Annotated in this window: 11 protein-coding genes; 1 reads left to right on the forward strand and 10 read right to left on the reverse strand. The window is 57.6% G+C overall.

Going from position 1 to position 13,466, the window contains the following annotated elements; genetic code table 11:
* Nucleotides 1-257: 257 nt before the first annotated feature.
* The 4 genes from IEX36_RS08870 to IEX36_RS08885 all read right to left on the reverse strand — a co-directional run bounded on the left by IEX36_RS08870 (nucleotide 258) and on the right by IEX36_RS08885 (nucleotide 6,772).
* The gene (locus IEX36_RS08870) at nucleotides 258-2,102 is read right to left on the reverse strand and encodes an NHL repeat-containing protein (RefSeq protein ID WP_188758983.1); all 1,845 of its coding nucleotides are present in this window, start codon (nucleotides 2,100-2,102) and stop codon (nucleotides 258-260) included.
* 37 nt (nucleotides 2,103-2,139) lie between these two features.
* The gene (gene xrtJ, locus IEX36_RS08875; RefSeq protein WP_229668822.1) at nucleotides 2,140-3,795 is read right to left on the reverse strand and encodes an exosortase J; all 1,656 of its coding nucleotides are present in this window, start codon (nucleotides 3,793-3,795) and stop codon (nucleotides 2,140-2,142) included.
* Nucleotides 3,796-3,859: 64 nt separating this feature from the next.
* Nucleotides 3,860-4,048: a PExPT-CTERM protein gene (locus tag IEX36_RS08880; RefSeq protein ID WP_188758984.1), complete on the reverse strand. Its 189-nt coding sequence runs from the start codon at nucleotides 4,046-4,048 to the stop codon at nucleotides 3,860-3,862.
* Nucleotides 4,049-4,165: 117 nt separating this feature from the next.
* Nucleotides 4,166-6,772 (reverse strand): M1 family metallopeptidase, encoded by a 2,607-nt coding sequence (locus IEX36_RS08885; protein WP_188758985.1) that lies wholly within the window; start codon nucleotides 6,770-6,772, stop codon nucleotides 4,166-4,168.
* A 96-nt stretch (nucleotides 6,773-6,868) separates the two neighbouring features.
* Between IEX36_RS08885 and IEX36_RS08890 the strand changes: the two genes are divergently transcribed.
* Nucleotides 6,869-7,498, forward strand: a complete 630-nt coding sequence (locus IEX36_RS08890) for a phosphoribosyltransferase (protein ID WP_188758986.1) — start codon at nucleotides 6,869-6,871, stop codon at nucleotides 7,496-7,498.
* Nucleotides 7,499-7,512: 14 nt separating this feature from the next.
* On the opposite strand, the gene glk is transcribed toward IEX36_RS08890, so the two are convergent.
* The 6 genes from glk to IEX36_RS08920 are packed head-to-tail and all read right to left on the reverse strand — an operon-like array spanning nucleotide 7,513 to nucleotide 13,426.
* Nucleotides 7,513-8,559, reverse strand: coding sequence for a glucokinase (gene glk / locus IEX36_RS08895; RefSeq protein ID WP_188758987.1), 1,047 nt, complete (start codon nucleotides 8,557-8,559; stop codon nucleotides 7,513-7,515).
* Complete coding sequence (gene pgl, locus IEX36_RS08900; RefSeq protein WP_188758988.1) at nucleotides 8,560-9,357, reverse strand: 6-phosphogluconolactonase; 798 nt, start codon at nucleotides 9,355-9,357, stop codon at nucleotides 8,560-8,562. It abuts the gene before it with no gap.
* Nucleotides 9,358-9,393: 36 nt separating this feature from the next.
* A complete protein-coding gene (gene zwf / locus IEX36_RS08905; protein WP_229668972.1) occupies nucleotides 9,394-10,953 on the reverse strand; it encodes a glucose-6-phosphate dehydrogenase in 1,560 nt (519 codons plus the stop codon).
* Between the two features lie 53 nt (nucleotides 10,954-11,006).
* Complete coding sequence (gnd, locus tag IEX36_RS08910; RefSeq protein ID WP_188758990.1) at nucleotides 11,007-11,918, reverse strand: phosphogluconate dehydrogenase (NAD(+)-dependent, decarboxylating); 912 nt, start codon at nucleotides 11,916-11,918, stop codon at nucleotides 11,007-11,009.
* Nucleotides 11,919-11,945: 27 nt separating this feature from the next.
* Complete coding sequence (locus IEX36_RS08915) at nucleotides 11,946-12,575, reverse strand: HAD-IA family hydrolase (protein WP_188758991.1); 630 nt, start codon at nucleotides 12,573-12,575, stop codon at nucleotides 11,946-11,948.
* A complete protein-coding gene (locus IEX36_RS08920; protein WP_188758992.1) occupies nucleotides 12,572-13,426 on the reverse strand; it encodes an oxidoreductase in 855 nt (284 codons plus the stop codon). The genes IEX36_RS08915 and IEX36_RS08920 overlap by 4 nt, the downstream gene beginning before the upstream one ends.
* Nucleotides 13,427-13,466 lie beyond the last annotated feature (40 nt).

Genomic DNA, 13,466 nt, shown 5'->3' on the forward strand with positions numbered 1-13,466 from the left:
AATTCACCATAAGGTCAGACCACATTGGCTATGTTTGCGTAGCTTCAGACATTTGAGCAATGATTGTCAAGCAAAAACATAAATCGCTTATTCTCTTGACTGAAGGTTTCAGTTATGGCTTATATCCGGGATGCCCAAAAGAAGCTCAAGCCCATTCAACAGTCTGCATGCCAAGAGTTATCCCGCAATTGGTTCTACCTCGAATGGACATGGCAAAAATAGGCCTGCCTGATTGACCCAGCAGTCGACGTCAAACCCTAAGGGGCTTGCGGAGGTCCGAGAAGTGGCGTTTTGACCGGTGCCGCCAAACCGACAATCTCCGTCAGCGTATTGCTGCCGAAGTTCGTCACCCATAGGTTGCCGCTCGCGTCAACGGCAATCGCAAATGCCTCCAACAGGCTGGCATCCGGCGAAAAGCCCGCCGCCGGAGAAAGGATTTTGCCCGGCGAACTGGAAGTCGCCGACGCCAATTCGGTAATCGATGGACCGCGATAGTTCGCTACCCACACATTGCCCGCACCATCCACAGCCATTCCCTGTGGATGATTCAGCGCGCCACCTGTATATCCACTGGACACAACTGTTCCGCTGCTGGAGATCTCACTGATGCTGTCCCCAAAAAAATTCGACACCCAGAGATTGCCGGACTCATCGAACACCAGCCCGAACGGCGAACCGCAGCAGGAGACGTTGGTGAACTGCTTGCCGTCTGGTGAAACCTCAGTCACGGTCGTGCTGCCAGAGTTTGCGACCCATGCATTGTGATTGGCGTCTATGGCTACTGCCACAGGGAATACAAAGTCAGTCGATGTATAACCGCTGGTCCCCGAAGTCGGTTGCCCGGTTGAGTTCAACAGTGTGACATGCGAGTTGCCGTAATCGATGACCCACGCAGTCGAGTTAGGATCCATCGCAATCGCGACTGGGTAATTCAGGCCACCTGAAGTGTAGCCTTTCGTCCCGGAGGCAAACTGTCCGGAGGAATTAATCTCCACGACACTGTCCGCGCACGGTGGGGAGGCAGCTTGCTCACTGGTAATCCAGACATTGTTGCTCGAATCGATAGCAAGTCCGTATGAGTTGCACAGGCCGCCCCCGGTAATCCCATTGGCAAAGACGGGGCTGCCAGTGGGCGAAAACTCTGAGGCCGCGCCGAAATAGCTGGCGACCCAGACGTTGCCACTCGAATCAACGCCCAAAGCCCCAGGAGCGTTCATGCCGCCGCCCGTGTAATTGATGAAGAGCGTCCAGTCTGCAGGTGCTTTAGTCAGCGCAGGCGAAAACGCAGTGCTGGCCGCAGCCTGAGCGTAGAGCGCCGCCACATTGCCCCCAGGATTCCGAGTCAGATTGAACGCAGCGCCAAATGTAGTCGTAGGAGCAGAGCCGGCTGCAGATGCAGTCGCAGAAAAAAGCTGGTTGCATGAGGAATTAGCTGTCGTACAGGTATTGAGCAGATTGGCTACGGTATTGATCTTCGTCGCTGGAGAACCTCCAGTAGCGGGGAAGCCGACGCCAGGTGACGCGCCGGTAGTAAGGTTGACAAGATTCGCTATGGTAGCGACAGCATTGGCTAGCCCCTTGGCATTCGTCGAAGATGCGCCGTAGCCTCCGCTGGCGTCGAGAAACTGCGAGAGCGCATAGACCGTGGCAGTTGTGGTGACTTCGTTGACCACGAACTGCGCAGATGCGGTGATCTGGTTGCAAGCCCCAGGCGCAGTCGCCAACATAATCGCCGAATTATCAGAAGCCGAGCCAACCTTGCCACCCGTGACAGTCACTAGCAATTGCGAGGTGCTTACAGGACATTCATAGCCCGCTGAAATGCTGAACGCACCCGTCGCATCCGTCGTAACGGTACTCGTAAGCAGCGAAGTCGCAGTTGAGGCATTGCCAGACGTACCCGCCGCATAAAGATGAACAGTCGCTCCAGCAATTGGCTGCGTGCCTGCCAGCGCCTTGCCACCGAATGCTACTCCACTATAGGAGCCCGTAGGCGGTGGTGGCGGTGATGATTGCGTCGTTCCTCCGCTTCCACACCCGGCAAGCAGGACCAGAAAACCACTGACCGCGCCAGCAACAGCAAAAAACCAAACAGAGTGCAATATGGATCGTTGCAAAACAGCCCCCAATCGCATCTTCCTACTCATGCCGGTAGGGCTGGGTCATGCCCTTGAGATCAACTGAAGCTAGAAACGTTCGGATATCTGCCGTCAGTTGTGTGCGGGCAACATCGGCAGGCAGCGTCGTATCGATCGTTTCGGCCCGGATCAGAATAGGAATAGGACGAGCGGGATCCTGCGTGAAAATCGACTGCGGCTCAGGTTTGCTGTAGACGAAGCCGAAGTGGCTGTGATCCCTGGAATACTCTCCGCACGAAGCGCCGTTGCAGATCGTGTTGACCTCAAGATACTGTGTTGCCCCACTGTTGAAGAAGGAACCGGAAAAATCGACCAGCACGCCTCCCGCCATAGGAATCGCTATCTGGCCGGCCCATAGGGGCTCTTCTCCGCGCGCCGTGTGGCAGATCAACGTATCGTGCGCGCCCAGCACAGGCGAGATACCCAGCGAGATATGCGCGCCGCCATCGGCCGGCGCATACTCCGCCCAGTGGTAGATCAGCGGGCCGGTGTAGTAGTTCTCGTTCCACAACCGCACCAGCGTATAGGACCCAACATGCTGTGGAAACTGTCCCATCGCCGTTGCATCTGCCTTCTCCTCTGCCACATGCGCGCGACCGTTGGCATACGCGCGCGCCACGCCCACCACCCCGACCGCTACAAAGATCACCATCGCGATAAGCCGAAGAAAAAGCGCCGGTCCCGGTTTCAACGGGGATGGCGCAACCATCTCATCGTCGGGCTTCACCTGTCCCGGCTCTTCGCCCAACCGTTGGATCGCATAGAAGAGCAGCACCGTGGCGACGAGGAACAAGCATCCACCGATGATGTAGTCACCCATCGTGGCACGGGTCTGGAGCCAGGTCACGCGCAACGCCACCAGGTAGTAGAGCACCAGCGTGCAAAGCCGGGCGAAGTTGAAAACGTAACCCAGCAGCACCGCGCCCACGACCACCAGCGCATGAGCGCGCCAGCGAAAACGATAGAGATACCCGGCAATCAGGGCAATAAAGCCCATCGTGCTTGCACCTCGTATGCCATTGCACCCTGGCGCGATAAACATGCCAAACTTCGGTGTGAACATCAGACGCATCTGGTCCGGCGTGAGCTTCTGTCCAAGCGCAATCGCAAATGCACGCGCAACGTGTGCCGAAGCTCGCTGCAACGGAAGATCGACGAAGACGTTGAATATATGTGGAATGGGATCAACAAACGAGATCAGAATGATCGGAAACAGAGCCGCTCGATACAGGCGCGTGCCTCCAAACAGCAACACCGCGCCCGAAACATACCCGAAAGCGACGAGTGAGTAGGGCGGGATGCCAACAAACCATTTCGGGGAAAAGGTAAAGATTAGTACGGCCTGAGTACTCAGATGAACGACTATGGCGGTCACAACCAGCACAACCAATCCCCACCAGGTGCCTTGCATCTGCCATCTCTGTCGCCGCCACACCCGGAGAATGAGCACAAGGCTGACCAGCGGGATGAACATGCCGATCGACTTCAGTGCATTCGTCGTCCATATGCTCCACAAAGCGGAGGCGGTCGAACTAATATTGGCGACGCCGAGGATAACCAGGATGGACGCACACACGGCAACCCGGCGATGCGTCAGTTCCGCCCCTTCTGCGGTAAGCAGAGGACGCGCTTCAGCAACGGCCGGGATCATAGACATACCGTATTCGATTCAGATTCAGTTGACTGCGAGCTTACACGCGATTCAGATTCAAAAAATTGAGCTACTTGGACTTACGGCGACCCTTGATGCGAGCACGCATGGAGACGAAGAGCGCACCTGCAGAACCGACCACGGCGAGAATAGCTGTTGGGTTCTCCGGAGAGCTCACACAACCATCGACATCCAGTCCGAAGACGCGTGCAGTGGTAAGGAGGGCCAAAACGGGGAGAAGGAGCCAATATTTCTTCATGTGTGTCCTCAATTGCGAAGGTACTTTCCCAAAAAGGGAAAGTCAACGCAGATTTCGCCCGATTTCATAACACTTTTAGGTAGGGAACATACTTCATCATGGCAATGCCATTCCGCGTTATTGCCCCGCCGATTGCCTTCCCGTTTCAAGCCACCGGCGAAGCTCCGGACCTTGGGTTGCCCGTAACTGGATGCAGGCGTTGATGCTATCGACGGTCTTGGACAGTGTCCGCTCGGCCGCATCCACCTTGTGCGAAGAGAAGAACTGTGAAACCTGATCGCGCCGTTCTCCTGTGCAAAAATAGCTCGCAGCTTTGACGACGCGCGTGCCGGAGTTCGTCGTGAACTGGGCATGGACCTTATCCCAATTCTGCTGGATATACTCCCAGGCCTGATCCTGGGTCTCAGACTGCTCCAAAAGACCTACGAAGATGCGCCAACTGTCCTGATTACGAACTTTACCCGAGACGGCATAGTCGAGCGTGCGCGTGACCAGCTCTGGCGAACGGAAGCGTGTAATGGAGCGTAGCGCCTCTGCTTGCAGGTCGGGATCAGCAGTATCGTGCGTAGCCTCCAGGATGCGGTCATAGAGCGCCGCATCGCCATTCGAAGCAGCAATGCGTACCGCCGCTTCGGCGAGTGCAGGATCGAGTGTCCTGTCGGCTGGCCCACTGGCCGGATAAGCGCGATTAGCGATCTCCTTTGCCTCAGCAAGAACACTCGGCGACTTCGCATCACCAAGAATCTCAAAGAGCTTGGCACGCAGCTGCGCCCGATCATGCGGCTCGCTCTTCTTCGGACTGCCAAGCGCCTGATAAACAGGCTCAAATTCGCGGCGCAGCACAGCGTCCAATTCTTTGCGGTCACTGCTTGTAGCAATATCGGCGTCGATTCGCTCAAGCTGCTGTTCTGCCATGTCGAACAGCGTCGCATTCGGATCGTTCTTGAGCGCCGCCAGCAGGTTCAGGTAATCCCCTACCGTTCCCTGCCCCGACCGAGCCAATGCCCAGCGGTCGCTGAGCAGACCAATGCGCTCCACCGGAGTAAGGTCCGTCTCGGCATGGGCAACAATGTCGCTGAACTGCGCCGGTGCGTACTCCGTGCGGTAGTATCCCTTGTCGCTCGCATTCGCAAAAAGCAACGACGATGCAGTAGCGAGGTCCGAAAGCGGCAGAGTCGAATCCTCCGGCGTCAACAAATGACAGTCGGGCCGTCCACTGGTCTTCAGGCAAACAGGAATAGTCCAGTGCTGATCGCGGCCCATCTTCACTGTCGCCGACAAAAAGAACCGGCTCTGCGCAACCGGCACACTGTTCCCCTCCCGCTTCGACAGCGTGAGTAGAGGAACGCCCGGCTGAGTCACAAAGCTCGACATGATCTTGTCCACTGGCAGATGCGACGTGGCTGTCTGAGCATTCCAGAAATCCTCAGCCGTGGCGTTGCCATAGAGATGCGCAGCCAGATAGTTGTGCACGCCGCGCCGGAATGTCTCCTGCCCGACATAGTTTTCAACCATGCCCAGAACAGCCCCTGCCTTGCCATAGGCGATGCCGTCAAACATCTCATTGATCTCATCCGGCGTATTCGCCTTAGCGCGAATCGTGCGCGTCGTGGCTTGCGCGTCGAGATTGAGCGTAGTATCCAGATCCTGCGCCGCATCCTGGTCAAAGTGCCACTCTGGATGCCAGTTCTGCGCAGCCTTCGTCTCCATCCACGTCGCAAAACCCTCATTCAGCCAGATGTTGTCCCACCACTGCATCGTCACCATGTCGCCAAACCACTGGTGTGCCATCTCATGCGCGACCACAATCGCGACGCGCTTCTTGGCATCGACGGAGCCATGCTTGGCATCAACCAGCAGATCAGTCTCCCGATACGTGATGCAGCCGAAGTTCTCCATCGCACCCGCCTCAAAATCAGGCAGCGCCACCATATCCAGCTTCGGCATCGGATACTTGATGCCGAAGTAGTTGTCGTAATAGTGCAGAACGTGCTCCGCAGCCTCGACAGCAAACCTCGTCAACTCAACCTTGTCCGGTGTAGAGCAGGCACGAATTGGCACCCCATCCGACTTACCCTCCGTGCACTTGAAATCGCCCACCAGAAAAGCAACCAGATAGGTAGACATCCGTGGCGTTGTAGCAAAGTGAATCGTGTGCTTCCCTGCAATCGGCCCCGGCGTGTCAGAGATGATATTGGTATTCGAGATAGCGGTATCGCCGTTATCCACCACTAAAGAAATATCGTAAGTCGCCTTCAGCGCAGGCTCATCAAAGCTCGGATAAGCGCGACGAGCATCGGTCGGCTCGAACTGCGTGACAGCATAGTTGCGCCGCGCAGTCTTCGAGAGATAGAAACCGCGCAGTTTGTCATTGAGAATGCCGGTATAGCTGATCTCAAGCCTGGCGTGTCCCGCCGGCAGCGCCTCCGGAAAAGTAAACGTCGCCTGTTCTTTCGCCGGATCAAGCGACACCTCCGCCGCTTGCTCGCCAGACTTTACCGAAAGAAATGTAATCTCGGCAGCATTCAGCGTAATGCTGCGGCTAGGATGGTCCAACGTAATGTCAATCGTCTCTTGCCCGGTAAAGGTGGCAGCTTTCAAATCGGGCGTCAGAGTCAGATTGTAAGCCTCAGGCTGGACTCCCGATGGAAGCCTTTGAGCATCTGCTGCGGATATGGGGAGGGCAAGAACAACGAGAGCAAGAAGCGTATTACGAAATAGCATGTATCGGAGCCTTTTGTAACGAACCTCCGTTACGGTACTACACCGCGCCCAACCCCGACAAACGCTCGACTGCAAACCACCGCATCCAAAAGGAATATGTTCCGCGACCGCCGACATGCCGGAGAGCGGCTTGCCAGACTGCTGGAGAGCCATCACGGTCAGCCACAAACCATCGTCCTCGCGCTCCCACGCGGAGGCGTACCGGTCGCCGCAGCCGCGGCGCGTGAGCTTCAGTTGCCGCTGGACATCCTCCCCGCCCACAAACTCGGCGCTCCCAGCCAGCCCGAGTTCGCCATCGGAGCCATCGCCGGTGACGGCGTGCTCGTACTCAACGACCGCGCCATCGCTCACATGAACATCTCTGAAGACACCCTGAACGAAGCAATCGCACGCGAACGTGAAGAGCTCCATCGTCGCGAGCGACTCTACCGTGACAATCGCCCGCCGCTCTCACTAGCCGAATGGACGACCATCCTCGTCGACGATGGCCTCGCCACCGGATACACAATGCTCGCCGCCATTCGCGCCATCCGCGAACAAAAACCCGCAAAGATAGTAGTCGCGGTTCCAGTCGCTCCGCCCAGCACGCTCGACCGCATGGCCGAAGAAGCCGACGAGATCGTGTGCGTCCACAGCGCCGAAGACCTCTTCGCCGTAGGCCAGTTCTACTCAGACTTCAGCCAGATAAGCGACGAAGAAGTCCAGACAATCATGCGCGCAGATTAACAACTCAAGAAAAATCACCCCTGCAGTGAAGCAGCCCGCTCCGAGTGCCCCGAAACCTCCGTCGCACGCGCCTCCGCGTACGCAGCCGCGCCCAGCAGTGCGCAGGCATCATCCAGAATCACACGCACTGGAACCGACTGAAGCAGCGGCGACAAGCGACCCTTATCAAGAAACGCACTGATAAACGCCCCATTCTGTAGCGTCTTCAGAATGCGTGGCGGGATGCCTCCACCCAGATAGATCCCGCCCATCGAAAGCACCTTCAGAGCAACATTGCCTGCCTCTGCACCGTAAGCAGCCGCAAAGGTCTTCATCGTCTCAAAGCAGATCGAGCTCGATCCATCTTCCGCGCACTGACCAATCACGGCATTCGGGTCCTCGGCAGCCATGCGATCGCGCAGCCACTGTGGCTCATCCAGCTTCTCCACATCGCGCAGATAGGCATAAATATTCTTGATCCCAATCCCTGACACCACGCGCTCAACGCTAACGCGCCCATTCAACGTACGACGCAGATACTGAAGCATCGCAATCTCGCGGTCCGTACGCGGCGCGAAGTCCGAGTGTCCGCCCTCCGAAGGAATAGGACGATGGTGCTTGCCATCCCAGATCAGCAACGCCTCGCCAAGCCCCGTGCCCGGTGAAACCAGACCGCGATGCCCCACCGCACTCGCGTCGCCCACGTGAAGCGTAAACATCTTGTCCGGAGCAAGCTCGGGAATCCCATAGCCGTTGGCTTCAAGATCGTTAATCAAAAACACGTTGCGTATCGAAAGCGATCTGGTGAGCTCCTGAACATCCAGTGTCCACGGCAGATTCGTCAGCTTCAGGCGTCCTTCGCGAACAGGTCCCGGGCAACCGAAGCAGGCTGCGACAACCTCCTCTTTATTAACCGGAGGCGTCTTCTCATCGCCCGCAAGAAACGTATTGACGACCCCATCAAGACTCGAAAAATGATGCGCGGGAAACTTCTGCTCGCGCACATGCTCCAGGTGGCCATGGACAAAGCTGTAAAGAGCAAGGTGGACCTTCGTGCCACCAATATCACCAGCAAGAATCATCTATTTGAGCTCCAATGTCCCTGTGTTGTCCGGCACCGCCGCAGGTGGAAGTTTCGCCGCCGCAGCAGCGTCGAGTAGCAGCGTAAGCTTGCCGCTGGCCGGGCGAATAATCTGCGAAGGATAAGTATCCGGCTGATACTGGCCGAGAAACACATCATGCAACACCTGCGCCTTCGCCGCTCCCTCAATCAGAAACGCGACCTCTCTGCCCTGATTGATCACCGGCCACGTCAGCGTAATGCGCCACGTGTCCTTCTGCGGAACATGGTTCGCCGTCACAATATCGGTCAGGTCGCTCAGCGCTTCCGTATGCGGAAACAACGACGCCGTATGGCCGTCATCGCCCATCCCCAGCAGAATCAAGTCGAACGTCGGAGTCTCCGCGCCCTCAAGCCGGAAGCTGTTCCGAATCACCGACTCATACCGGGCGGCGGCAACCGCAGGATCAAGCTCACCCTCCATGCGATGCACCTGGTCCTGCGGCAGCGACACCTTCGAGAGCAGCGCCTCGTTCGTCATGCGGTAATTTGAGTCCGGATCCGTCGGTGGAACGCATCGCTCATCCACCCAATACAGGTCGAGCTTCTGCCACGGCACCTGCCTGGCAAAAGGCTGCGCCGGGTCGGCGAGCAACGCGAACATCGCCTTGGGTGTAGTGCCACCAGAGATGGCAATGCGCGCCCGGCCACGCTTCTCCACTGCTGCGATTGCGGCCGAGGCAAACAAACGCGCCGCAGCCTGCGCAACCTCCGCAGGCGTCGGCGAGACACGATAAGCAACGGTAACTGGTCTAGGCATGAGTCGTTATCAGTTCCTGATTTGTTCGTTATCGAATTACAACTTGCGCCACTTGCGGTTCTCCGATTCCAGCAGTGCGTCCGCCGCCGGAGGTCCCCATGTTCCCGCTGCATAGTTGGGGAAGTCCTTCACCGGGTCCTTCGCCCACGCCTGCAAAATCGGCGTCATCAGCGCCCACGTGGCCTCCACGCCATCGCGGTGCGCAAACAGCGTCGCATCGCCCAGCATGGCATCCAGCAGCAGCCGCTCATACCCATTCGCCGACGACTTGCCAAACGCCTCCGCATAGCTGAAGTCCATATTCACCGGACTGATGTTCATCCCCGCACCTGGCACCTTCGCGCCAAAGCGCAGGCTGATGCCCTCATCCGGCTGAATGCGCATCGAGATCAGGTTCGGCTTGATGCCCTCAGCGGCCTCGCCTTCGTGGTCTTTGAAGAGCAGCAGCGGCGGCAACTTGAACTGAATCGTAATCTCCGTCACCCGCTTGGCCAGACGCTTACCCGCTCGAATGTAGAAAGGCACACCCGCCCAGCGCCAGTTCTCAATCTCCAGCCGAAGCGCCGCATAGGTCTCGGTCTGCGAACGCGGATGCACGCGGTCCTCCTGCCGATAACCGACAACGTGCTGGCCATCCACCGTGCCCGGGCCATACTGTCCACGAACCGTATCCGCAGGATGAATCGGCGAGACGGCCTTCCACACCTTCACCTTCTCCGCACGCACAGCAGCCGCCTCAAACGATACCGGCGGCTCCATCGCAACAAAGCTCAGCAGCTCCATCACGTGGTTCTGCACCACATCGCGCAGTGCGCCCGCAGTCTCATAGAAAGGCCCGCGCCCTTCAATGCCAATCGACTCCGCCGCCGTAATCTCGACATGATCGATATAGTTGCGGTTCCACGAGTTCTCGAAGATGCCATTGGCAAAGCGGAAGACCAGAATATTCTGCACCGTCTCCTTGCCAAGGTAGTGATCGATACGGAAGATCTGGTCTTCGTCGAAGACTTTATTCACTTCATCATTCAGTGCGCGCGCCGACTCGAGATCATGCCCGAACGGCTTCTCAATAATCACGCGCACCCACGGTGTGCGACCCTCCGTCGGCTCGCACGGCTTCGACATGCCGTGCTGTCCAAGGAATTTAATAATGTCCGAGAAATACTCCGGAGCAACAGCAAGGTAGAAGAGCCGGTTTCCGCACGTGCCATTCTTCTGATCGATCTGGCCCAGCAGCGTATTCAACGCATCGTAGCCCGAAGGATCATCGAAGTTCATCGCGTGGTACTGAATCTTCCCCACAAACGGCGCCAGCTTCGGGTCCGACTCATCCACGCCGCCACCGGCAATAATCCCTTCCTTCATGTCGTTGGCGAATGTATCCTGCAGCGGACGCCGCGCAACACCAACAACGGAGATCTTATCCGGCAGCAGTCCCGCCTGTTCCAGGTGATACAGCGCAGGCAGCAGCTTGCGTTTGGTCAGGTCTCCGGACGCACCAAAGATGACGATGATGCATGGATCGGGAACGCGCTCCGCCTGCATTGCGGCGGGAGTAGCAACTGGCGTGACGTGGAGTTCTTCAGCGGTCGGCATAATCATTTACCTCTCGTACTTTCATTTTGTTGGGGGCCTCTCGTGCGGGGCCTTTAGTTGTCCAGCTTCTTGACCTCGTGGCCGCCAAAGGCGCCGCGCATGATCGAAATCATGCGGTCAGTAAAGTTGTTCTCCTCGCGCGAGCGCAGGCGGCGAATCAGCGACTCTGTAATCACAGGCGCAGAGATGTTCAAGTCGATGGCCTCAGTCACAGTCCAGCGGCCCTCCCCCGAGTCCGGCACCCACGCCTCAAGCCCATCAAGCGTCGGGTTCTTGTCGAGCGCGCCCGCTGTTAGATCCAGCAGCCACGACCGCACCACCGAGCCATACTGCCAGATATGCGCAATCTGCGTGAGATCAAGGTCAAGCGGCGTCTTCGCCTTCAGGATCGAAAAACCCTCGGCATAAGCCTGCATCATGCCATATTCAATTCCGTTGTGGACCATCTTGACGAAGTGCCCCGCACCCGAAGGCCCAACATGACCCCAGCCTTTGTCCTTGGCCGGCGCAAGAGCCTCCCAGATAGGGTTCAGCCGATCAACTGCCTCGCTGTCGCCGCCGATCATCAGGCTGTAGCCTTCCTTCAGTCCCCACACCCCCCCGGACGTTCCGCAATCAACGTAGTGAAATCCTTTGGCAGTCTCAGCGGCATGGCGGCGCTGTGTATCTTTGTAATTCGAATTGCCGCCGTCAATGAACGTGTCGCCCTTCTGCATCAGGGGCTCAAGATTCGCAATCGTCTGGTCAACCGGATCGCCCGACGGCACCATCATCCAGATGGCGCGCGGCGCAGAGAGGTTTTTCACCAGATCGGCCAACGAGTTCACGCCCACTGAGCCACTCGCGGTCAGCTTCGCCGTAGCGTCTTTGTTGAAGTCGAAGCCGACAACTTTATGTCCGGCCAACTTAAGACGCTCCGCCATGTTGAAGCCCATCTTGCCGAGTCCGATGATTCCGAGTTCCATGTGTAGTCCTCCCTTTGTCTTCTGATGCTAGATGGCTATGCCGAGTTGAGCGAGCGACACCCGCAGTTGTGCAGGCGACTGAAAGTGAATCGGGATCATACCGAAACTGCGAGCAGCATCGCAGTTCTCCGCCTTATCGTCGATGAAGATCGCAGTCTCGGCGGCAAAACCAGAGATGTCAATCGCAGCGCGGTAGATCTCAGGCAACGGCTTCATCTCGTGAATATAGCCCGAGCAGATGAAGTAATCGAAAAAACGCCGCAGGTGAAAGCTGTCAATGCGATGGCGGTTCAGTTCCTTCGACTCGTTATTGAGCGTTGCCAGACGGTAGCTGCCAGCACGTCGAAGATGAGCAATCATCTCGAAACACTCCGGATGAAGCATCTTACTCTCGTCACACACCAGCTTCCACAACTGCTCAAACGTCAACGCAAGTTGCGGATTCGTCTCCAGCACCGTCCGTTCAAAAAAATCCCGTGCCGAGATCAACCCACGCTCCCAAAAGAAGTTCACTTCATCGTGAACCGCCTCATAAGCAGCAAGATCGACGCCAAGAGCGGTCAGCACGCGCCCACGCTGATCGATGTCCCATCCATTGGTGAGCAGCACCCCGCCCACGTCCCAGAAGATCGTCCTAATCTCCGGCCCTGCGCTCACCGCGCCTCCGGAAAATCCGCGCCCACAGTCGTTGCCTCCCAGGCGTCCGTCTCCTGCCGCATCAGGTCAAGCTTCGCACGCAGCCGCTTCAGCGCCACCGCTCCCAACAGCAAATGCAGGGGAGGATTCGCCGACTCCACCACCTCAATCATTGCCAGAGCAGCCCGCACCGGATCGCCCGGCTGCTTTCCATCCTGCTCCTCAAAGTACCTGCGCGCATTCCCGGCAGTCTTGTCATAGTCCGGAATCTGCCGTTCAGCGACTACGCCGGAGCGTCCAAGAAAATCCGTGCGAAATGGCCCCGGCTCAATCAATGTGACGCGCACACCCAAAGGCGCAAGCTCCAGAGCCAGCGCCTCAGAAAACCCTTCAACAGCAAATTTAGTCGTGTGGTAATAACCAAAGCCCGGATTCGCCGTCAGCCCGCCAATCGACGATAGGTTCAAAATATGCCCACTGCGCTGCCTGCGCAGATACGGCAACACCGCCCGCGTCACGCGAATCAGCCCGAAGACATTGGTCTCGAACATCGGCATAAACTCCGCCTCGGAGACCTCTTCAATCGCGCCGCCGACACCATAGCCAGCATTATTGACCAGCACGTCGATACGCCCAAAGCGCTCAATCGCCCCAGCAACCGCGCTCTCGACATCCTCCGGACGAGTCACATCCAGCCGTAGCGCCAACGCCGTCTCGGGATACCGTTTCGCAAAGTCAGCAATCTGCTCAGGCCTGCGCGCCGTGGCTACCACCTTGCCACCAGCCTTCAACACCTCTTCGGCCAGCACTCTGCCAAAGCCCGTAGAGCAGCCCGTAATAAACCACACGCGATTCGCTTGATCCTGTGTCATAGCCTTTCGATGCGCGAAGCGCAAGCTTCGACGCGGACAC

The organism is Edaphobacter acidisoli (assembly GCF_014642855.1).
GTDB lineage: Bacteria > Acidobacteriota > Terriglobia > Terriglobales > Acidobacteriaceae > Edaphobacter > Edaphobacter acidisoli.